General features: G+C 68.4%; 21 protein-coding genes and 1 pseudogene. 9 read left to right on the top strand and 13 right to left on the bottom strand.

Annotated features, from left to right (window positions below; all coding sequences use genetic code 11):
• The first annotated feature begins 180 nt into the window (after window positions 1-180).
• Genes ASJ79_RS10075 through ASJ79_RS10050 form a run of 6 tightly spaced genes read left to right on the top strand, consistent with a single transcriptional unit; the run spans window position 181 to window position 7,827 of the window.
• Window positions 181-1,368: an MCE family protein gene (locus tag ASJ79_RS10075; protein ID WP_067954691.1), complete on the top strand. Its 1,188-nt coding sequence runs from the start codon at window positions 181-183 to the stop codon at window positions 1,366-1,368.
• Between the two features lie 7 nt (window positions 1,369-1,375).
• Window positions 1,376-2,401, top strand: a complete 1,026-nt coding sequence (locus ASJ79_RS10070; protein ID WP_067954723.1) for an MCE family protein — start codon at window positions 1,376-1,378, stop codon at window positions 2,399-2,401.
• Window positions 2,401-3,486 carry an MCE family protein gene (locus ASJ79_RS10065; RefSeq protein WP_067954690.1) on the top strand — a complete coding sequence of 362 codons (1,086 nt, stop codon included), beginning with the start codon at window positions 2,401-2,403 and terminating at the stop codon, window positions 3,484-3,486. Before ASJ79_RS10070 ends, ASJ79_RS10065 begins: the two co-directional genes overlap by 1 nt.
• Window positions 3,483-4,757 (top strand): MCE family protein, encoded by a 1,275-nt coding sequence (locus ASJ79_RS10060; RefSeq protein WP_067954688.1) that lies wholly within the window; start codon window positions 3,483-3,485, stop codon window positions 4,755-4,757. The genes ASJ79_RS10065 and ASJ79_RS10060 overlap by 4 nt, the downstream gene beginning before the upstream one ends.
• Complete coding sequence (locus ASJ79_RS10055) at window positions 4,754-5,911, top strand: MCE family protein (RefSeq protein ID WP_067954686.1); 1,158 nt, start codon at window positions 4,754-4,756, stop codon at window positions 5,909-5,911. The genes ASJ79_RS10060 and ASJ79_RS10055 overlap by 4 nt, the downstream gene beginning before the upstream one ends.
• Window positions 5,911-7,827, top strand: a complete 1,917-nt coding sequence (locus tag ASJ79_RS10050) for an MCE family protein (protein ID WP_369803646.1) — start codon at window positions 5,911-5,913, stop codon at window positions 7,825-7,827. The genes ASJ79_RS10055 and ASJ79_RS10050 overlap by 1 nt, the downstream gene beginning before the upstream one ends.
• On the opposite strand, the gene ASJ79_RS10040 is transcribed toward ASJ79_RS10050, so the two are convergent.
• Genes ASJ79_RS10040 through rplS form a run of 4 tightly spaced genes read right to left on the bottom strand, consistent with a single transcriptional unit; the run spans window position 7,828 to window position 10,137 of the window.
• On the bottom strand, window positions 7,828-8,133 hold the full coding sequence (locus ASJ79_RS10040) for a DUF2469 domain-containing protein (protein WP_011779423.1): 306 nt from the start codon (window positions 8,131-8,133) through the stop codon (window positions 7,828-7,830).
• On the bottom strand, window positions 8,130-8,879 hold the full coding sequence (locus tag ASJ79_RS10035) for a ribonuclease HII (RefSeq protein ID WP_067954685.1): 750 nt from the start codon (window positions 8,877-8,879) through the stop codon (window positions 8,130-8,132). The genes ASJ79_RS10040 and ASJ79_RS10035 overlap by 4 nt, the downstream gene beginning before the upstream one ends.
• A gap of 16 nt (window positions 8,880-8,895) precedes the next feature.
• Complete coding sequence (gene lepB / locus ASJ79_RS10030) at window positions 8,896-9,747, bottom strand: signal peptidase I (protein ID WP_067954683.1); 852 nt, start codon at window positions 9,745-9,747, stop codon at window positions 8,896-8,898.
• 48 nt (window positions 9,748-9,795) lie between these two features.
• A complete protein-coding gene (rplS, locus tag ASJ79_RS10025) occupies window positions 9,796-10,137 on the bottom strand; it encodes a 50S ribosomal protein L19 (protein ID WP_067954681.1) in 342 nt (113 codons plus the stop codon).
• 307 nt (window positions 10,138-10,444) lie between these two features.
• Between rplS and ASJ79_RS10020 the strand changes: the two genes are divergently transcribed.
• On the top strand, window positions 10,445-11,383 hold the full coding sequence (locus ASJ79_RS10020) for a hypothetical protein (protein ID WP_067954679.1): 939 nt from the start codon (window positions 10,445-10,447) through the stop codon (window positions 11,381-11,383).
• On the opposite strand, the gene trmD is transcribed toward ASJ79_RS10020, so the two are convergent.
• From trmD to mgtE, 5 genes are all read right to left on the bottom strand, one after another.
• Window positions 11,380-12,078, bottom strand: a complete 699-nt coding sequence (gene trmD, locus ASJ79_RS10015; RefSeq protein WP_067954677.1) for a tRNA (guanosine(37)-N1)-methyltransferase TrmD — start codon at window positions 12,076-12,078, stop codon at window positions 11,380-11,382. The genes ASJ79_RS10020 and trmD overlap by 4 nt on opposite strands.
• 13 nt (window positions 12,079-12,091) lie before the next feature.
• Window positions 12,092-12,610: a ribosome maturation factor RimM gene (gene rimM / locus ASJ79_RS10010; RefSeq protein WP_067954675.1), complete on the bottom strand. Its 519-nt coding sequence runs from the start codon at window positions 12,608-12,610 to the stop codon at window positions 12,092-12,094.
• 11 nt (window positions 12,611-12,621) lie between these two features.
• A complete protein-coding gene (locus tag ASJ79_RS10005) occupies window positions 12,622-12,864 on the bottom strand; it encodes an RNA-binding protein (RefSeq protein WP_003928628.1) in 243 nt (80 codons plus the stop codon).
• 7 nt (window positions 12,865-12,871) lie between these two features.
• Window positions 12,872-13,339 (bottom strand): 30S ribosomal protein S16, encoded by a 468-nt coding sequence (rpsP, locus tag ASJ79_RS10000; RefSeq protein ID WP_067954673.1) that lies wholly within the window; start codon window positions 13,337-13,339, stop codon window positions 12,872-12,874.
• 174 nt (window positions 13,340-13,513) lie between these two features.
• Window positions 13,514-14,872 carry a magnesium transporter gene (mgtE, locus tag ASJ79_RS09995; protein WP_067954671.1) on the bottom strand — a complete coding sequence of 453 codons (1,359 nt, stop codon included), beginning with the start codon at window positions 14,870-14,872 and terminating at the stop codon, window positions 13,514-13,516.
• 103 nt (window positions 14,873-14,975) lie between these two features.
• Here mgtE and ASJ79_RS09990 point away from each other — a divergent pair, with 103 nt between their 5' ends.
• Window positions 14,976-15,467: a nuclear transport factor 2 family protein gene (locus ASJ79_RS09990; RefSeq protein ID WP_067954668.1), complete on the top strand. Its 492-nt coding sequence runs from the start codon at window positions 14,976-14,978 to the stop codon at window positions 15,465-15,467.
• A gap of 6 nt (window positions 15,468-15,473) precedes the next feature.
• Here ASJ79_RS09990 and ASJ79_RS09985 read toward each other — a convergent pair whose 3' ends face one another.
• Window positions 15,474-15,893 carry a nuclear transport factor 2 family protein gene (locus tag ASJ79_RS09985; RefSeq protein WP_067954666.1) on the bottom strand — a complete coding sequence of 140 codons (420 nt, stop codon included), beginning with the start codon at window positions 15,891-15,893 and terminating at the stop codon, window positions 15,474-15,476.
• 122 nt (window positions 15,894-16,015) lie between these two features.
• Between ASJ79_RS09985 and ASJ79_RS09980 the strand changes: the two genes are divergently transcribed.
• A complete protein-coding gene (locus ASJ79_RS09980) occupies window positions 16,016-16,852 on the top strand; it encodes a D-alanyl-D-alanine carboxypeptidase family protein (protein ID WP_067954664.1) in 837 nt (278 codons plus the stop codon).
• A 10-nt stretch (window positions 16,853-16,862) separates the two neighbouring features.
• Here the strand turns inward: ASJ79_RS09980 and ASJ79_RS09975 are convergent, their stop codons facing one another.
• From ASJ79_RS09975 to ASJ79_RS09965, 3 genes and pseudogenes are all read right to left on the bottom strand, one after another.
• Window positions 16,863-17,942, bottom strand: coding sequence for an amidohydrolase family protein (locus tag ASJ79_RS09975; RefSeq protein WP_067954661.1), 1,080 nt, complete (start codon window positions 17,940-17,942; stop codon window positions 16,863-16,865).
• 31 nt (window positions 17,943-17,973) lie between these two features.
• The gene (ffh, locus tag ASJ79_RS09970) at window positions 17,974-19,545 is read right to left on the bottom strand and encodes a signal recognition particle protein (RefSeq protein WP_067954659.1); all 1,572 of its coding nucleotides are present in this window, start codon (window positions 19,543-19,545) and stop codon (window positions 17,974-17,976) included.
• A 51-nt stretch (window positions 19,546-19,596) separates the two neighbouring features.
• A pseudogene (locus tag ASJ79_RS09965) lies at window positions 19,597-21,003 on the bottom strand ([protein-PII] uridylyltransferase); the annotation flags it as partial.
• Between the last annotated feature and the right edge of the window lie 71 nt (window positions 21,004-21,074).

The following is a 21,074-nucleotide window of genomic DNA, read 5'->3' as shown; positions in this document are numbered from 1 at the left end:
CCTGATACGCAGGCCGCTCCGTGGCTGCGTGGCTTCTCTCCGCAGTCCACCTCGGCGATTCGCCGCCCGTTCGCACCCGCGACCACGACCGATCCGGGAGGGGGGACACATGACAACAGGGACCCATCATGTTGTCGTCCGGTCGACCGGAGGCATCGGCAGCGAAGGGACCGTGGCGGCGTGAAGTCGGTAGTCGCACGCCCGCTGGCCGGGTTGATCTCCGTCGCAGCCGTCGCCGCGGTGACGGTGCTCTCGGCCCTGCTGTTCCGGGACGGTTTCTCCGAATCAGTTCCGCTGACGGTGATCTCACCGCGGGCAGGCCTGGTGATGAACCCCGACGCCAAGGTCCAACTGCACGGAGTGCAGGTCGGCAAGGTGGACTCGATCGACTACCGGGACGACGGCACCGCGGTACTGCACCTTGCGATCGAACCGTCGCGGCAGCCGATAATCCCCGAAGATGTGAGCGTCGACATCGCATCCACGACGGTGTTCGGCGCCAAGGTGGTACGCCTGGTCCCGCCTGAGGCGCCCTCGACCGCGCCGGTGCACCCCGGCCAGGTACTCGGCGCCGAACGCGTGATGATCGAGGCCAACACGTTGTTCGAACAGTTGGTGTCGGTGCTCTCGACGATCCAGCCCGAGAAACTCAACCAGACCCTGGGAGCGATCGCCGCCGCGATGAGAGGCCGGGGCGGCATGCTCGGACAGAGTCTGTCCGATCTGAATTCCGCTTTGGGACAGATCAATCCACACCTCGACGCCCTCCGGCGCGATTTTTCTGCCGCCCCGGCGGTACTGGCCGCCTACGCCGACGCAGCACCGGATCTGTTGTCGATCGTCGACAGCGCGACCCACATCGGCGCCGGCATCGTCGACACCGAACACGATCTGGACGCGCTGCTGCTCAACACCATCGGCCTCGGCGACCTCGGCACCCGGGTACTCGAGGACAACGGTGGGACGCTCGCCGACGTGCTGCACCTGCTGGCGCCGACCATCGAGCTGGTCCGCGACTATCACCCGGCGTTGACCTGCGGGCTGGGATCACTGACCGTGATGGCGAACAACCCGCCGCTCAACGTCCCGGGCGTCGAAGTGCTCGCCGGCTTCTTCTGGGGCCAGGACCGGTACCGCTACCCGTCGGATCTTCCCAAGGTGGCCGCGACCGGCGGGCCGCAGTGCACCGACCTGCCGAAGATCCCGTACGGCAAGGCACCGCCCTTCGTCGTCGCCGACACCGGCGCCAACCCCTGGAAGTACGGCAACCGCGGTCCGATCGTCAACTCCGACCTGCTCAAACAGATCTTGTTCGGACCGATCGACGGGCCCCCGCGCAACAGTGCACAGATCGGGCAGCCCGGATGAGGCCGGCATGAACCGAAGCCGCGGTGCCCTGCCAAGGTTCGGCGCCTTCGTCGCGGTGATGGTGGCGCTGACCGCGTTTCTGTTCGCCGTTTTCGGTCAGTACCGCGCCGGATCAACCTACACCTATTCGGCGGTGTTCAAGGATGTGTCGAGCCTGCAGCCCGGAGAATCGGTGCGCTTCGCCGGGGTACGCGTCGGCACGGTCAAAGGGCTCGCGATGCAACCCGACAAGACCGTGGTGGTGACCTTCGACGCCGACCGTGACATGGCGCTGTCCGGAGGCACCCGTGTCGCCGTGCGCTACCTGAACCTGGTCGGTGACCGGTTCCTGGAGCTCGTGGACGCCGAAGGAGCGACGCAGATCCTGCCCCAGGGTGCACAGATCCCGGTCGAGCGGACCTACCCTGCTCTGGACCTCGACCTGCTGCTCGGCGGGCTGGAGCCCGTCATCAAGGGACTCAACCCACAGGACGTCAATGCGCTCAGCGCTTCCCTGATCCAGATCGTCCAGGGTCAGGGTGGCACCATGGAATCGCTTCTTACCCAAACCTCGTCGTTCTCGCACGCGCTGGCCGACAAGAACCAGGTGATCGATCAGCTGATCGGGAACCTGCGAACCACGCTGGCCACGCTCGGCGACCAGCGTGACGAGTTCTCCGGCGCACTGGAACGGCTGCAGCAACTGGTCACCGAGCTGGCCGCGGACCGCGAACCGATCGGGGCCGCCGTCGATTCGCTCAGTGCGGGCACCGCCGCACTCTCCGATCTGCTCGCCGACACGCGCACGCCGCTGGCCGGCTCCGTCGACGAACTCCACCGGCTGGCGCCCAACCTCGAAAGCAAATTGGACCGCGTCGAGACCGCCATCGCCAAGGCACCCGAGAACTACCGCAAGCTGGTTCGCATCGGCTCCTACGGCAGCTTCGTCAACTACTACATCTGCTCGCTCGGTGTCCGCGTCACGGATCTGCAGGGGCGTACCGCGGTGTTCCCGGTGTTCCGCCAGGACAACGGAAGGTGCGCTGAGAACTGATGCTGAGATATCGGCGGCCGGGCACCATCCGCGCGGGCTTCATCGGCGTGGTGCTCATCGTGCTGGTGATCGCGGTCGGTCTGGCGCCCGAGCGGATCACCGGGTGGGCCACCGCGATCCGGTACCAGGCGGTGTTCGCCGATCTGAGTGGGTTGGCAGTGGGCAACGACGTCGCGGTCTCGGGGATGAGACTCGGCAAGGTCACCGCGGTGTCGCTTCAGGATCCGCACGCGCTGGTGACCTTCACCGTGGACCGCAAGACCACTCTGGGGACGCGGACGACCGCGCACATCCGCACCGGAACCCTGCTGGGGCAACGGGTTCTGACGCTGGTGTCGGCCGGTGAGACCACCATGTCGCCGATGGAGGTCATCCCCCTGAGCCGCACCTCGTCGCCGTACACCCTCACCGACGCGATCGGCGAACTGACCGCGAACACCACCGACACGGACACCGCGGCGCTCAACGAAGCTCTGAACACGCTGTCGGACACCATCGACCACATCGCGCCGCAGCTGGGCCCGACCTTCCACGGGCTGGCCCGGATCTCGGAGGCACTCAACGCGCGCAACTCGACGCTGGGGTCGCTGTTCGCGAGCGGGCGCGACGTCACCGAGGTACTCGCCGAACGCAGCGAAGAAGTGTCGGCTCTGATCCTTGACGCCAACCACCTGGTCGGGATGCTTTCGGACAGACGGCAGACCATCGTCGAGCTCCTCGCCCACACCTCAATGATGGCCCGCGAGATCACCGGCCTGGTGCACGACAACGAGCAGGAGCTGGCACCGACGCTGGAGAAACTGAACACGGTACTGGCGATGCTCGAACGTCAACGCGACAACATCGCGCTGGCCCTGCCCCGACTGGCGAAGTACCAGATCACTCTCGGCGAGACGGTGGCCAGCGGTCCGTACTACTCGGCGTACATCCCCAACCTCGACCTGCCGCCGATCCTGCAGCCGTTCCTGGACTACGCGTTCGGGTTCCGGCGCGGCGTCGACGCCGGCCAGCCACCCGACGACGCGGGACCACGTGCTGAATTGCCGTTCCCGCGCAACGGTATTCCGGAGAGACCGCCGCGATGACACGGAAGACGCTGACCCGGTTGACCGCCGGCGCCCTCGCTGTGCTGCTGAGCGCCTCAACCATGTTCATCGCCGTGCAGCGACTGTTCCCGCCGACGACGATCCGAGCGGTGTTCGCCAACGCCAACGCGATCTATCCCGGCGACGAGGTCCGCATCGCGGGTGTGAAGGTGGGCACCATCACCGCGATCGAGCCCGATACCACCCAGGCGGTCTTCACCTTGCGGATCGATCACGGTGTACGGGTCGCCGCCGACGCCAAAGCCGTTGTGGTCGCGCAGAATCTGGTTTCGGCGCGGTTCGTCCAACTCACCCCGAGCGGCGGTTCGGGACCGCTCATCGGTGACGGCGAGGTGATCCCCCGGGAACGCACCGCGGTGCCCGTCGAATGGGACGAGATCAAGGAACAACTGGACAGGCTGGCCGTCGACCTCGGCCCCACCGGCGAGGTGTCGAGGAGTTCGGTCGGCCGCTTCATCGGCACTGCCGCAGACGCGATGGACGGCAACGGACAGAAGCTCCGCACCGCCCTCAACCAGCTCGCGGGGATCAGCCGGGTACTCGCCGACGGCAGCGGTGACATCACCGAGATCATCGGCAACCTGCAGACGTTCGTGGGTGTGCTGCGGCAGAGCAACGAGCAGATCGTGCAGTTCCAGGACCGGTTGGCCACTCTGTCCAGCGCCCTGGACGGCAGCCGCGGCGACCTGGACGCCGCACTGGTCAACCTCTCGGAAGCGGTCGACGAGGTACGGCGCTTCATCGCGAACAGCCGGGATCGCACGTCCGAACAGGTAACCCGACTGGTCAACGTGACACAGAACCTGGTCGATCACCGCGCCGACCTCGAGCAGGTGCTGCACGTCGCGCCGTCGGCGATCGCGAACGCCTACAACATGATGGATCCGCGAACCGGCGGCGCGAGCGGGGTGTTCGTGCTCAACAACATGGCTGACCCGACGGCGTTCATCTGCGGCATGCTCGGCGCCCTGGCCAACGTCACCGCCCCCGAGAGCGCCAAACTGTGCGCACAGTATCTGGGGCCGGGCCTGGACACCGTGAACTTCAACTACCTTCCGTTCCCGGTCAACCCGCTCCTGACCCCGGTCCCCTCCGACAGCAAGCTGATCTACAGCGAGCAGGACCTGCGACCGGGAGGACCCGGCACCCAGTCGGGATTCATGGCGATCGCACCCACCGATTCGGCCTACCAGGCATCACCGCCGACCTTGCCACAGATGCTCCTGCCCGCCGAGAGGCCGGCCCCGTGACACCCGTGGCCGCGGGGCGCCGCGCGCTCGCGGCGGTGTCGGTGTTGACCAGCGTCACGGCCTGCAGCTTCCAGGGCGTCAACTCGTTACCGCTGCCCGGCACCGCCGGCCGAGAGGACACCGCATCCACCTACACCGTGGAGCTCGTCAATGTCGGCACGTTGGAACCGAATTCACCGGTGCTCATCGACGATGTCGTGGTCGGCAGCATCGGCAGCATCGGGATAGTCGACCGGCACGCCGAGGTGAAGATACGGGTCAGACCGGGCGTCGGCATCCCCGGCAATGCCGTCGCCGCTGTCGGCCAGACCAGTCTGCTCGGCTCGATGCACCTCGAACTCGCCCCGGCCGTCGGTGAGCCCCCGATCGGGGTGTTGGCGCCGGGCTCCACCATCGGGCTGAATCGCTCGTCGACCTACCCGTCGACCGAACAGACGCTCGCAGCGCTGTCCGCGGTGGTCACCGCCGGCGGTCTGGGGCAGATCGGCGAGGTGATCCATTCCTTCAACGACGTGTTCACCGGACGCCAGAACGACATCCGGGAACTGCTGGGAAGACTCGACACCTTCGTCGGCGCACTCGATGCCCAGGTCGACGACATCATCGCCACGATCACCGAACTGAACCGGTTCTCCGCGACGTTGGCCGGCGAGCGCGACATCCTCACCCGGGCCTTGCGCGACCTGCCGCCCGCTCTGGACGCACTGCTTCGCGAGCGGCCCCGCTTCGTCGAAGCTCTCGACGCGCTGCGCAGGTTCAGCAACGCCGCGACCCGCGTGATCGACACGGTCCAGAGCGATGTGGTCGCCAACCTCACGAATCTGGAACCGGTGTTCCGAGCCCTCGCCGACATCGGACCCGACATCGACACCGGCCTCGGGTACGCGCTGACGTTCCCGATGAACCAGAACATCATCGACCGCGGCATCCGCGGCGACTACATGAACTTGTTCGTCACCGTCGACCTGAACCTGGGGCGATTCAAACGCGGGCTCCTGGCCGGCACATCCTTCGGTGACGAGAACGCACCACTGGTACCGGCGCCCGGCGATCCCGGCTACGAGACGTTCTACTCGAAGAACCCGCTGGGCGAGGCGGTGGCGCCACCGCCCGGGGTGATGGGACCCGACCGCCTGCCCACAGGTGGTGGCTGATGCTGACGCGCCTGGTCCGAGTTCAGTTGGTGCTCTTCACCGTCGCCGCCGTCGTCGGCATCTCGCTGATGGTGGTGCAATACCTCCGGGTACCCACCCTGCTCGGGGTGGCGCGCATCGAGGTCTCGCTGCGCTTGCCCGAGGCCGGCGGCCTGTACCGGTTCGCCAACGTCACCTATCGCGGCGTGCAGGTCGGCAAGGTCACCGCCGTGGACGTCGACCGCGACGGCGCCGTCGCGACGCTGTCCCTGGCGAGTTCACCGCAGGTCCCGGCGGACCTGCAGGCCGAGGTGCGCAGCGTCTCGGCGGTCGGTGAACAGTACGTGGACCTCCAACCACGCAGCCGCTCCGGGCCCTACCTCCACGACGGCGCGGTGATCCCGGCATCGGCCGTGACGGTGCCGCAGCGGGTCGCCCCGATGATGGACCATCTGAGCGCGCTGGTCACCAGCATCCCGAAAGACCGGCTGGGCAGGCTGCTCGACGAGTCCTTCACCGCGTTCGACGGCGCCGGCTACGACCTGCAGACCCTGGTGGAGTCCACCTCGCGGATCGCGCGGGATACCGACGCGGTCGCCGACCGCACCTCGGCGCTGATCGAGGACACCGCACCGGTGCTCGACGGGCAGGTCGCCGGCGCCGACGCACTGGCCACATGGTCGGCCCGGCTGGCTGCGGTCAGCCGGCAGCTGGTGGTCCGCGACCCTGAGATCCGCCACCTCATCACCACAGGATCCGGTGCAGCACAGGAGGTTTCACAGCTTCTCGAGCAGGTCCGGCCGACGCTGCCGATCCTGTTGGCCAACCTCACCTCGCTCGGACAGGTTGCGCTGACCTACCGGCCGGGCCTCGAACAACTACTCGTGCTGCTACCCCCCCGCGTCGGCGTTCTACCAATCCGCGGTCGGCGCCAACAACGCGACCGGTATCCCGGTCGGAGACTTCCGCATCTCCGTCGACGACCCGCCGGCGTGCACCGTCGGGTTCCTACCCCCGTCGGCCTGGCGTTCGCCCGCCGACACCACCACCATCGACACCCCCGACGGCCTGTACTGCAAACTGCCCCAGGACTCCCCGATCGCGGTGCGCGGGGCACGCAACTTCCCCTGCATGGACGCCCCCGGAAAGTATGCGCCGACCGTCGAACTGTGCAAGAGCGACAAGGTTTTTCAGCCGCTCGCCGCCCGCCCGCACGCGTTGGGTCCGTCCCCGTTCGACCCGAACCTCGTCGGTCAGGGCGTGCCCCTCGACGACAGGGTCACCGGAGACGAGCACATCTTCCCCCCGCCGGCCGCGGTCGCGACCTACGACCCCGTGACCGGCCGGGTCGCCACGGCCGACGGTTCGGTCCAGCAGCAGACCGACCTCGCGTCGCCCGCCGAAAGCTGGAAGGACCTGGTGTGGCCGGCACAGCCCTGAACCGCTGCGCGCGCGCCGCGGGCTGCGCGCTCGTCGCCGCGGCGTCGTCCCTCTGCAGCGCCCCGTGGGCGCACGGGGTGGCCGAGGTGGCACTCAACGGCACGTTCTCGGCACGGTCGGACGGTTTGTGGGCCAAGACGAACGAGATCATGGTCTACCGGGACGACGTGGTGGCCACCTGGACCGTGACGTCGTCGTGCACCACGTTCCAGGACTGCACCGGAACGGTGGTCAGCGACCAGGGCTGGACCGCGGAGCTGGTGTATCAGAGCCAACGGTGGAAGGCGGCACACGTCGTCGAGGGGTGGCAGCGGTGCCCGGACGGTACCACCGCACCGGGTGAGCAGACCTTCACGTTCTGGGCCGAGCGTCTCGACGCACCCGACCGCCATGACCGGCTCACCGGCTGGGATCAGATCATCGGGCCGAGTGGGGCGTGCGGGGTGAACCGGTCGCTCAACATCCGGATGCCGTTCACGCTGACCCGGATCGGCTGACTACTCCGGAAGCCGCAGTTCGGGTTTGTCGACCTCTTCGATGTTGACGTCCTTGAACGTGATCACCCGGACCTGCTTGACGAAGCGCGCCGGCCGGTACATGTCCCAGACCCAGGCGTCACCGAGCCGCAGTTCGAAGTACACCTCGCCGTCGGCGTTGCGGGGGATCATCTCGACACTGTTGGCCAGGTAGAACCGCCGCTCGGTCTCGACCACATAGCTGAACTGACCGACGATGTCCTTGTACTCGCGGTAGAGCGAGAGCTCCATCTCGGTTTCGTACTTCTCGAGATCTTCGGCACTCATCGGCTCAGCTGTCCTTCGGGTAGATCGCCGTTCATCGGCATGTCCACGGGTATTTTCCCGCACACCAGTTCTGCATGTTCCTCGGGTTCCCCGTCGACCACCAGTCGCCGCACGTTGATGAACGAATACCGGTGCTGACGGCTCGGCCCGAGCCGGGACAGCGCCGCGCTGTGGGCGCGCGTGCTGTATCCCTTGTGCTCGGCGAAACCGTACCCCGGATGCTCGTCCTCCATGGCGACCATCAACCGGTCCCGGCTGACCTTCGCCAACACACTCGCCGCGGCGATACACGCCGCGGCGGCGTCACCGCCGATCACCGGCAGTGACGGCATCGGCAGCCCCGGCACCCGGAAACCGTCCGACAGCACGTACCCGGGGCGCACCGACAACCCGGCGACCGCGCGGCGCATCCCCTCGATGTTGGCCACGTGCACGCCCCGCCGATCGACCTCCTCCGACGGGATGAACACCACGTGATAGGCCAGCGCGTAGCGGCGGATCAGCGGAAACAGCCGCTCCCGTTCGGCCTCGTTGAGCTTCTTGGAGTCGTCGAGGGCCGACAGGCTCTCCAGCCGGTTCGGGCCGAGCACGCACGCCGCCACGACCAGCGGCCCGGCGCAGGCTCCACGCCCGACCTCGTCGACGCCGGCCACCGGCCCCAGGCCGGCCCGGTACAACGCCGATTCCAGGGTGCGCAGGCCGGACGATCTGCGGATGACCGTCCTCGGAGGCCAAGCAGCAGGCAAAAGTCCATGCCTCCCGTTATGTCTGCGGGTTCACCGAGCTCACGCCGCCCCACCGCCCCGGCGGCCAGGCGATGAACCGGGCCTTACCGATGACATTCTCCTCCGGGATCGTCCCGGCCGTCGGGTCACCGGTGCACAACAGACCGCGCTGCGCGTCGGCGGGCACGTTGGTGCAGTGCGTGCGGGAGTCGGCCGAATGGGTGCGGTTGTCCCCCATCACCCACAGCCTGCCCTCGGGCACGGTCACCGGGCCGAACTCGTTGCCCAGACACGGGTACACCGCGGGATCGGCCATCATCGTCTGCGGATCGAGGTAGGGCTCGTCGAGCGGATTGCCGTCGACCGTCAGCCCGGTGTCCACCCGGCACTGCACGGTCTGCCCGCCGACGGCGATGATCCGCTTCACCAGATCGTTCTGGTCCGGCGGCACGAAACCGACGACCGACAACGCGTTCTGCACCCAGCGGATCGCGGTGTTGTCCGAGCGGATCGACTGGTAGCCGATGCTCCAGTTGGGCGGGCCCTTGAACACCACGACGTCGCCGGGCTGGGGCGAGGCGAACCGGTAGGTCATCTTGTCGACCATGATCCGGTCGCCCACACACCCGTTGCAGCCGTGCAGGGTCGGCTCCATTGACTCCGACGGGATCAGGTACGGACGCGCGATGAACGTCAGCATCACGTAGTACAGCACCAGCGCGATGCTGATGAGGATCGCCGCCTCGCGCACGGCGCCACGCTTCTTCTTGCCCGGCTTCTCCTCGTCCACCGCGTCGACGGGATCAGGCTTTTCGAGCGTGCGCTCGGCGGAGGAATCGTCGGGATCGGTTGGTCCCGTAGGCCCTGAGGGGTCGGAAGCGGATGTCACGGCATCAGCGTAGCCACCGCGCCGACACGGCCGGCGCGGTGCGCCACGTCAGCGCTTTTCCTTGATCTTCGCTTTCTTGCCGCGCAGCTCGCGCAGGTAGTACAGCTTCGCGCGGCGCACGTCGCCGCGGGAGACGACGTCGATGTGATCGATGTTGGGCGAATGCACGGGGAAGGTGCGCTCGACGCCGACGCCGTAGCTCTCCTTCCGCACCGTGAAGGTCTCGCGGACCCCGCCACCCTGACGGCGGATGACGACACCCTTGAAGACCTGGATGCGTTCCTTGGAGCCCTCGATGACCTTCACGTGGACGTTGACGGTGTCTCCGGGGCCGAAGGCCGGGACATCGTCACGCAACGACGACTGGTCGACGAAATCCAGCGTGTTCATCGGTGACACTTCCTTGCTGTTCGCGGCTCCGTGTCGGCGTCGTGATGACGCGCACGCAACCGATGGGGTTTCGGACGTCTTGGCGGGTCGTGCGGCGTGGGGCGTACCTGCCGTGCACAGACAACTGCCCAATTGTGCCAGACGCAGCCCCCATCCCCGAAATCCGGTGGCCATCCCCCGCGGCCCACGTCGGGTTCGCGGCAGGCGCCGAGGATCCAGAACAGCTACCCTGGCTCTACCAGGCAGCCACGGGACGCTGTCCGGATTCGGGGGACGGCGTCGGCCCACACATTCTGGAGGAAGCGCGATGCGACGGCCGTCACGGCTGTTCAAGACCACCGCCGCACTGACCGTCGCCGCGGCGACCGCGGTCGGGTGCACGGCGATGGGCAACACCGCTCCACCGGTCTCGCAGGGCCCGCACCTCACGGTCGTCGCCCCGCTCGGCACCCTGGCCCCGCTTCCCGAAGCTCCGCCCGACGCACCGCCTGCCGCCTTCACCGGGTTGGGCGACCGCGCTGTTCAAGCGACCGCGCAGGCCGCCGAGGCCGGCGCCGAGATCACCGCCGCGGTGCTGGACCGCAACACCGGCCAGCTGGTGACCAACGGAAACGGCATGACGATCGCCATCGCATCGGTGGTCAAGTTGTTCATCGCCGACGACCTGCTGCTGCAGGTCGCCGAAGGGCAGACCGAGTTGTCCGCCGAGGACCGCGACTCCCTCGATGTGATGCTGAGGTCGTCCGACGACAGCGCCGCCGAGGTGTTCTGGAACCGCAGCGGCGGATCCGCGATCGTCGACCGGGTGGTCGAGCGCTACGGGCTCTCGTCGACGCGCCGGCCGGGCAACGGACGGTGGTTCAACACCATCAGCACCGCCACCGACCTCGTCCGTTACTACGACATGCTGCTCTCCGGCGCCGGCGGCCTGCCGCCCGAACAGGTGAACATCATGCTGTCCAACCTCGCCGCGTCGACGCCGACGGCGCCGGACGGGATGGTGCCCGGCGGCGTGTATCCGCAGCGGTTCGGCATCCCGGAGGGCTTGTTCAACGAACCGGTCGCAGTCAAACAGGGCTGGATGTGTTGCGTCGGCGCCGACTGGATGCACCTGTCGACCGGTGTCGTGGGCACCGACCGGCGCTACGTGATGGTGATCGGGTCGATGCAGGCGGCCGACGACGAGGTGGCGCGCCGGACCATCACCGACGCCGTCAAGGCGATGTTCCCCGGCGGCCGGATCTAGTCGGCCCGCCCGTCGAGCAGATCGGGGCGCCGCTCGCGCGTGCGCTGCAGCCCCTGGTCCCGTCGCCACGCCGCGATGCGCGCGTGGTCACCGGAGAGCAACACCTCGGGCACGTCGAGCCCGCGCCAGCTCGCCGGCCGGGTGTAGCTCGGCCCCTCCAGCAGGCCTCCGACGAGTTCTGAGTGCGAATCGTCTTGGTGGGAGGCCGGATTCCCGAGGACATCGGGCAGCAGGCGCACCACCGCCTCGATCATCACCACCGCGGCCGACTCACCGCCGGGCAGCACATAGTCGCCGATCGAGACCTCCTCGACCCGCATCCGCCGGGCCGCGTCGTCGATCACCCGCTGATCGATGCCCTCGTAGCGGCCGCAGGCGAACACCAGATGCCGTTCCCCCGACCAGCGCTGCGCGGTGGCCTGATCGAACAGGCGCCCGGCCGGGGACGGCACCACGAGAAGGGTGTCGGGCGTACAGATCTGGTCGAGCGCGGCACCCCAGACCGGCGCCTTCATCACCATCCCCGGGCCTCCGCCGTAGGGCGAGTCGTCCACGGAGCGGTGCACGTCGTGGGTCCAGTCACGCAGATTGTGCACCGCCAGCCGCACGATCCCGGCGTCGATCGCCTTGCCGGGCAACGATTGCCGCAGTGCATCCAGGAATGCGGGAAAGATGGTGACGACATCAATGTTCACGGGCTCTGCATCCTCAGAGGTCGAGCAGACCCTCGGGAGGGTCGATCTCGATCGCGTTGTCCGCCAACGACACCGACACCACGATCGCCGACACGAACGGCACCAGCACCTCGGCGCCGTCGGCGTCACGGACGGCGAGCAGTTCGCCCGCCGCGGTGTGCAACACCTCGGCCACCGTGCCCACGGACCGTCCGTCGGTGGTGGCCACCACCATGCCCTCGAGCTGATGGTCGTAGAACTCGTCGGGGTCCTCGATCGGCGGCAGGTCCGCCGAGTCGACGAGGAACAGCGTGCCGCGCAGCGCGTCGGCGGTGTCCCGGTCGGCGACGCCCGCCAGTCGCACCAGCATGCGGTCACCGTGGGGACGCACCGATTCGATGACGTAGTCGCGTTCGGCACCGCCTCGCGACGGCCGGCCGCGCAGCACGGCCCCCGGAACGAAACGGTTCTCGGGGTCGTCGGTGCGGACCTCGACGGACAGTTCGCCCGTGACGCCGTGCGCTTTGACGACGCGCCCGACAACCAGGTCCATCAGGCGCGACGCTACTGGTCGGTGTCCACCACGTCGACGCGGATCCCGCGACCGCCGATGCCCGCCACCAGCGTGCGCAGCGCGGTCGCGGTGCGACCGCCGCGCCCGATGACCTTGCCCAGGTCATCGGGGTGGACGTGAACTTCGACGGTGCGGCCGCGGCGATTGGTCACCATGTCCACACGGACGTCATCGGGGTTGTCGACGATTCCGCGGACCAGATGCTCGACGGCGTCGACGACGACAGAGCTCACAGCCGGGTCAGCTTTCGGTCGAGGCGGTGTCGGCCTGCTCGGCGGCCGGCTCGGCGGCCGACTCGGCGGCCTCGTCCTTCTTGGCCGGAGCCTTCTTCTTCTTCGGCGTGGTGGCCGCGGTGGACGGGCCGCCTTCGGCCTCGGCGAGCGCGGCGTTGAACAGGTCCAGCTTGGACGGCTTGGGTTCCTTGGTCTTCAGCGTGCCCTCGGCACCCGGCAGGCCCTTGAACTTCTGCCAGTCACCGGTGATCTTCAGCAGCTGCAGCACGGGCTCGGTGGGCTGGGCGCCGACGCCCAACCAGTACTGTGCGCGCTCCGAGTCGATCTCGATGACGCTCGGCTCTTCCTTCGGGTGGTACCGGCCGATGACCTCGATGGCGCGCCCGTCGCGACGGTTGCGCGCATCGGCGACGGCGATGCGGTACTGGGGATTGCGGATCTTGCCGAAGCGGGCGAGCTTGATCTTGACAGCCATGGTTGAGCGATTTCTCCTGTGATTGCCACGTTTGCAATTCGAGCGATCCCGGCGGGGTGCCGGGACCCGGTTTTGCCTTACGCGTGTGACCGGCGTACGGCACATCCGATGAGGAAGCCGTACGCGGACAGCCGCCCATTGTGCCAGAACACCTGGGCGCTGCGGAAATCGCGCTCAGATGCCCAGGACCGCCCTGGCGATCATGAAGTAGATCAGCAGCCCGGTGGCATCGACGAACGTCGAGATGAAGGGGTTCGAGAACACCGCGGGATCAACGCGGATCGCCCGGGCGATCAACGGCATCGCGCCTCCGACGGTCGCCGCCATCGTGCACAGGCTCACCAGCGTCAGCCCGATCACCGTGCCGATCGAGCGGTCGTAGACCAGGCTGGTCACCGCGAACGCCAGCCCGCCCAGCAGCAGGCCCAGCAACAAGCCCACCCGTAACTCCCGGAACAGCACCTTGCCCAGATCGCGCGGACCCACGTCGCCGAGCGCCAACGCGCGGGTGACTGTGGTGGCAGCCTGATTCCCGGTGTTCCCGCCGGTACCGATGAGCAGCGGGACGAACAACGCCAACGTGACCACCTCGGCCAGCGTGGCCTCGAACACCTCAAGCACCTGCACCGTCAGGGTGGCACCGACGGCCAGCACGAGCAGCCAGACGACGCGGGACCGGACCAGGCCGAGCACCGGCGCGGTGAGGTAGGGCCGACGCAGCGGTTCGGTACCGCTGAGCCGGGCCTGGTCCTCGGATTCGGCGGATTCCAGTATCTGCAGCGCATCGTCGACCGTGAGGATCCCGACCAGCCGTGTCTCGTTGTCGACCACCGGCAGCGCCAGCATCTTCAGATCGGCACAGCGCCGGGCCGCGGTCTCGGCGGCTTCGGTGGCTCGCGCCCAGTGCGGCGGGCGCATCACCTCGGCGACCGTGGTCCCCGGCACCGCGGCGAGCAACCGGCGCAGGCTGACCACACCGATGAGTACGCGCTGCCCGTCGACCACCGGCAGCGTGTACACGGTCTCCGCGTCACTCAAGCGGGCCGACACGCGGGTCAACGCCTCCGCCGTCGTCATGGTCGGACGCACCGAGACGAACTGCGGGCTCATCCTGCGGCCGATCGACCCCTGCGGATAGCCGAGCACCGCAGCCGTCAACTCACGCTCGTAAGGCGGCAGGCCGTGCAGCAGTCGCGCCGCCACGGTCGCGGGCAACTCGTCGAGCAGCTCCACCCGGTCATCGGGATCCATGTCGGCGAACAACGCGGTGACGGCGTCGTCCTGCAGCGCGCCCACCAGGTCGCCCTGCAGACTGGGATCGAGGATCTCGAAAACCTCGAGCGCCCGGTCCTTCGGCAGCACCCGGTAGAGCAACGCCTGTTCCCGGCGGTCCAGCCGTTCCAGCACGTCGACGATCTGGATCGGAGACAGCGGCCGCAGCGCAGCGGTCAGGGCCGGCAGGTCGAGGTCGTCGACGGCGCGCAGAATCGGCTTGAGCTGCGCTTCGGAGGGTGGAGCGGTGATGTCTGTCATGGCGTGGATACCTCTACACCATCGCGGTGAACGGCTGACTTCACCAACGGGACCGACCTACCACGTTCTTTACAGTTTCAGCGGAAGATGTCACGCTTCTTCGATGGACGACACCGCCCGGCTGGTGGAGATCGAGGCGATCAAGCAGCTGAAAGCGCGCTATTGCAGGTTTCTGGACACCAAGGACTGGGACGCGTGGCGCACGCTGTTCGCCGACGACTTCCACAGTGACACCGCAGGGGCCGGCGGCAAGGTGATCGACGGGGCCGACGCGTTCGTCGCGTTCACCCGCAAGAGCCTCGGTGACCGCGCCACCGTGCATCAGGTGCACGCGCCGGAGATCGAGGTGTCGTCGCCGACGACCGCGACCGCGGTCTGGGCGCTGGAGGACGTGGTGCGCCTGGCGCCCGGGGTCAACCTGCGCGGCTACGGCCACTATCAGGAGTCCTACCAGAAGGTCGACGGCCGCTGGCTGATCACCGCGTCCACGCTGACCCGGCTGCGCGAGGACATCTTCAACGTCGCTGTCTCGGTGTACGTGTCGGACCGCATCAAGAGAACCGTGGGCCGCGTGGGCCGCCGGCTGGCGCGCTAGCCGGGTTCACACCAGCTTGTCGAAGCACTTCTCCTCGACCCGCCTGCTCATCCGCCAGCCCTGCGCGGTGCGGACGAACTCGTCGACGTACCAGATCCCGACGAAATAGATCTGCTTGTCGTCCCCGCCCAGCACCATCGGGTTGAAGCAGATCGCCCGGGAGGTCGCGGTGTCCCCGTCGACGCGGACGTCGGCGTTGCCGACCAGGTGGTAGTAGGCGGGGAAGTTCGGCAACACCTCCTTCAGCCAGGCCTTGACCTCGGGGAAAGATCCGTCGACGCCGCCGCTGACGCGGTAGTCGATGTAGGCGTCCGGGGTGAAGACCGCGTCGAGGTCGTCGAACCGCCGCCCGTCGATCGCCGTGGAGTAGTCGATCAGAAGTTGCTGGATCTCCAACCGGTCCGAGATCTCTTCGAGGCTGAGCATGGCTCGATTGAACACCGCGCGATCGCCGAGACTGCGGCGATATCGCGTTTTGGCCGTCTCGATACCCGATGGAGACCTGATCGCGCGCTGGGCGAGTCCTGGCGCGACTAGCGTCGCCAACCGTGCGAAAACGACTCGCGGGGCTGGCGCTCGCCCTCAGCGCGGTGCTGCCCACCGCCCCGCTGTCGGTCGCACCACCGGCCTCGGCCCAACCTGCCGCCGAACCCGCTGCGGCACAACCACTTCCGGACGGTCCTGCCAAGGCGTGGCTGGTCGCCGACCTCGACACCGGGCGCGTCCTGGCCAGCAAGGACCCCTACGGCACGTACGCCCCGGCGAGCACCATCAAGGTGCTGTTGGCGATGACGGTGCTCGACCACCTCCGGCCGGACAACTTCGCACGCGCCAACGAATCCCACACCCGGGTCGAATGTTCTTGTGCCGGGCTCAAACCCGGCCAGGCATACACCACCGCGCAACTGGTCGCGGCCATCCTGATGGTGTCGGGCAACGACGCGGCGAACATGCTCGCCGACATGCTGGGCGGGCAACGGGTGGCGGTCGCGGCGATGAACCGCAAGGCGGCCCTGGTCGGCGCACGCAGCACCAAGGCGTCCTCGCCGTCGGGGCTGGACGGGCCCGGGTGGGAGTCGGTCACCACGCCGCACGATCTCGCCGTCATCATGCGTGCGGCGCTGAAATATCCACTGATCGTCCAGATCATGCGGTCCCCGTCGGCGCCGTTCCCCGGCAAGACGCTGCACAACCAGAACGAGTTGCTCAGTCGATATCCCGGAAGTCTCGGCGGGAAGACCGGTTTCACCAACCTGGCGCGCAAGACCTACGTGGGCGCGGCACAACGCGGCAACCGCCGCCTCGTCGTGGTGCAGATGTACGGCACCGGCGACCTCTACGGCCAGGCGATCCGCCTGCTGGACTACGGATTCAGCCAGCCGTAGCGGCCGTGCGTCAGTAGACGACCCCGCGCAGGATCACCAGCGCCGGGTTGCCCAGCACCCCGGCCCCCGAGCGCGGGTCCTCGGTGAAGCACACCAGATCGGCCGAGGCGCCGTGCTCGAGTCCGGGACGGCCCAACCAGTCGCGGGCGTCCCAGCACGCGGCGCCCAGGGCCTCGGTCGGCGTCATGCCGATGCGCTTGAGCGCATCCACCTCCTCGGCGACACGGCCGTGTGCCATCGTGCTGCCCGCGTCGGTGCCGGCGAAGAGTGGCACCCCGGCCTCGTGCGCGGCACCGATTCTGGCCGCACAGGATTGGTGCAGCGCACGCATGTGCTTCTGATACACCGGATAGCGGTGTGCCGCCGCGGCGATGTCGGGGAAGTTCTCGATGTTGATCAGTGTGGGCACCAACGCCGTGCCGTGCTCGACCATCAGGTCGATGGTGTCCTCGGTCAGGCCGGTGCCGTGCTCGATGCAGTCGATGCCCGCCTTGATCAGGGCGGGCAGCGCGTCCTCGCCGAAGACGTGCGCGGTGACCCGGGCGCCGTTGGCGTGCGCCGCGTCGATGGCCGCCTTGACGACGTCGTCGGACCACAGCGGCGCCAGATCCCCGGTTTCGCGGTCGATCCAGTCCCCCACCAGCTTGACCCAGCCGTCTCCCCACCGGGCCTGTTGGGCGACCGCGTCGGGCAGCTGCCATTCGTCCTCGAGCTCGATCGCGAATCCTCGCAGATAGCGCTTCGGACGGGCCAGATGACGTCCGGCTCTGATGATCCGCGGCAGCTCAGGCCGGTGGTCGAAGCCGCGGGTGTCCGTCGGTGAGCCCGCGTCCCGCAACAGCAGCGCCCCGACACCCCGTTCGGTCTCGGCCTGCGCGACCGCCTCGGCGGTCTCGATTGGGCCGTGCGGGCCCAGTCCGACGTGACAGTGGGCGTCCACCAGGCCGGGCACGATCCATCCGCCGTCCCCGTCGGCACCGAACACCGTCTGGGCGTCGGCCACCGGCTCCGCGCTCAGCAACCCGTCGACGATCCACCACTCGACAGGTTCCCCGTCCGGCAGGCCTCGACCGCGAACGTGCAACCGCATCAGGCTCCGCTCTTCGCGCAAGGGCTCATCGCTAGTTCTTCGGGAATTTCAGCTTCGACAGGTCGATGTCGGCCAGACCCGGCGGCAGCTCGTCGAGACCCTTCGGCATGTTCGACAGGTCGGGAAACCCGGCCGGCATACCGGGCATTCCGGCGCCGAGCGGATTGCGGTTCTTCGGCGGCGTCGGCCCCCGGCCACCCTTCTTCTTCCCGGCCTGCTTGTTCTTGCCCTTGGCGGCCTTGCGGGTGTTCTTGCGGCCGAACGGCATACCCATCTGGCCGGCCATCTGCGACATCATCTTGCGCGCTTCGAAGAAGCGGTCGACGAGTTGGTTGACCTCCGACACCGTCACCCCGGAACCGTTGGCGATGCGCAGCCGGCGAGAGGCGTTGATGATCTTCGGATCCGCCCGCTCCTGCGGCGTCATTCCGCGGATGATCGCCTGGACCCGGTCGAGCTGCCGGTCGTCGACGGCGGCCAGCGCATCCTTCATCTGGCCCGCGCCGGGCAGCATGCCGAGCAGGTTGCCGATCGGGCCCATCTTGCGGATCGCGAGCATCTGCTCGAGGAAGTCCTCGAGGGTGAGTTCCCCGCTGCCGATCTTCGCGGCGGTCGCCTCGGCCTGCGCGGCGTCGAAATGCTGCTCGGCCTGTTCGATGAGGGTGAGCACATCGCCCATACCCAGGATCCGGCTGGCCATCCGGTCCGGGTGGAAGACGTCGAAGTCCTCGAGCTTCTCCCCCGCCGACGCGAACAGGATCGGCACACCGGTGACCTCGCGCACCGACAGCGCCGCACCACCGCGGGCGTCACCGTCGAGCTTGGTCAGCACCACACCGGTGAACCCGACGCCCTCGCGGAACGCGTCCGCGGTGGTCACCGCATCCTGGCCGATCATCGCGTCGAGCACGAACAGCACCTCGTCGGGGTTCACCGCGTCGCGGATGGCCGCGGCCTGGGCCATCAGTTCCTGGTCGATGCCGAGGCGGCCCGCGGTGTCGACGATGACCACGTCGAAGTGCTTGGCCCTGGCCTCGGCCAGGCCCGCGGCGGCCACCGACACCGGATCCCCGGCGCCCATCTGCTCGATCGTCGCGCCGTCCGGGGACACCCCGGGGTGCGGCGCGAACACGCTCACCCCGGCCCGCTCGCCGACGATCTGCAGCTGATTGACCGCACCGGGCCGCTGCAGGTCACAGGCCACCAGCAGCGGTGTGTGCCCCTGCCCCTTGAGCCATCTGGCCAGCTTGCCGGCCAGCGTGGTCTTACCCGAACCCTGCAGGCCGGCCAGCATCACGACCGTCGGTGGGTTCCTCGCGAACGCCAGCCGGCGCGTCTCGCCGCCGAGGATCCCGATGAGCTCCTCGTTGACGATCTTGACGACCTGCTGGGCCGGGTTCAGCGCCGCCGACACCTCCGCGCCCTTGGCGCGGTCCTTGATGCGGGAGATGAACGCGCGCACGACGGGCAGCGAGACGTCCGCCTCGAGCAGTGCCAGTCGGATCTCGCGCGCGGTGGCGTCGATGTCGGCGTCGGTGAGCCGACCCTTGCCGCGCAGGCCCGTGAGGGCTCCGGTCAACCGGTCGGACAGGGATTCAAACACGTGGCCAAGCCTATCGCGGGCGGCGCGGCGGGTTCGGGCCGCTGCTGGTCACTAGCTGGCCTCCACCTCGGCGGGCTTGGCCGGCGGCGCGGGGAGCACGGCGAACAGTTCTCGTTCCAGCCTCTGGCGCATCGCGGCATCCTCGGGCGGAAGCTCGATCCCGAACGCGTCGACCACCGACGATCCGAGCGTGGTGACCTTGGCCCACGCGATGTCCACCCCGGCGCGTTCGAAGACCCGCGTGAGGACCGCCAGCAGACCCGCGCGGTCGGTGGCCCGGACCTCGGCGACCATCTGCCCCGCGCCCGCTCCGTCGTGCCACAGCACCCTCGGCGGAGCCGCCGGGGCGTGGATCGGGACGGCGGCGCGGATCTCACCGGCGCGGGCGGTGGCCACGCTCTCGGCTTCCTTCTTCTCCAACGCGCCCATCACGTCGAGGTCGCCGTCGATGGCGAGGATCAGCTGCTGGCGCAGCAGCTCGGCCGCGGGCGGAGCGCCGAAGTGCGGGGAGACCACGAAGGTGTTGATGGCCGAGCCCTCGTGTCCGTTCACCGAGGCCGAGTGCACCCGCAGTGAGTTCAGCGCGAGCACCCCGGCAGCCTTCGACAGCACCCCGCGGGCGTCCGGAGCGATCATCGTGACGTGGTAGATGTGCGAGTTGTCGCCCGGAGTCAGTTCGACGTGGACGCCGGCGTCGCGGGCCAGCTCGATGAACCGGGGGTCGATCGGATCCGGATGCGGCAGCGATTCACCGGCCATGACCAGGCGGCACCGGCGGACCAGTTCACCGATCAGCGATGCCTTCCAGTCACCCCACACCCCGGGACCGGTCGCGAGCGAATCGGCCTCGGCGAGGACGTGCAGCAGCTCCAGGACCACGAGATCACCGTCGAGGGCGTCCACGACGGCGGCGATGGTGGCCGGATCCTGCAGGTCGCGCCGGGTGGCGGTGTGCGGCAGCAGCAGATGGTGCCGGACGACGGTGGACAGGATCTTGATGTCCGACGGCCACAGCCCCAGCCTGCTGCCGATCTGGTGGGCCAGTTCGGCGCCGATGACGCTGTGGTCACCGCCGCGCCCCTTGCCGATGTCATGCACCAGCGCACCCAGCACCAGTAGATCCGGACGCGACACGCGGGTCGTGAAAGCGCTTGCGCGCGCGACGGTCTCGACGAGATGCCGGTCGACGGTCCAGATGTGGACGACATCGCGCGGCGGCAGGTCGCGCACCGCGCCCCACTCGGGGAACAGCCGCCCCCACAGACCGGTGCGGTCGAGCGCCTCGATGGTGGCCACGGCCGGCTGGCCGGCCGCCAGCATCACCAGGAGGTCCTTGAGCGCCTGCCTCGGCCACGGTGTGCGCAGTTCCGGCGCGGCCTCCACCAGCCGGCTCAGGGTCGAGCTCGCCATCGGCAGCCCGGTGGTGGCCGACGCGGCGGCGACCCGCAGGATCAGCCCGCTCGACGAGGGGGTCATCGAGTTCAACGGCGAGGTGATCCTGGCGCGCGACGCCCGTCCGGAACGCGATC

Origin of the sequence: Mycobacterium sp. NAZ190054 (assembly GCF_001545925.1) — a bacterium.
Classification (GTDB): domain Bacteria; phylum Actinomycetota; class Actinomycetes; order Mycobacteriales; family Mycobacteriaceae; genus Mycobacterium.
This window is presented reverse-complemented; position numbering and strand designations above follow the sequence as displayed.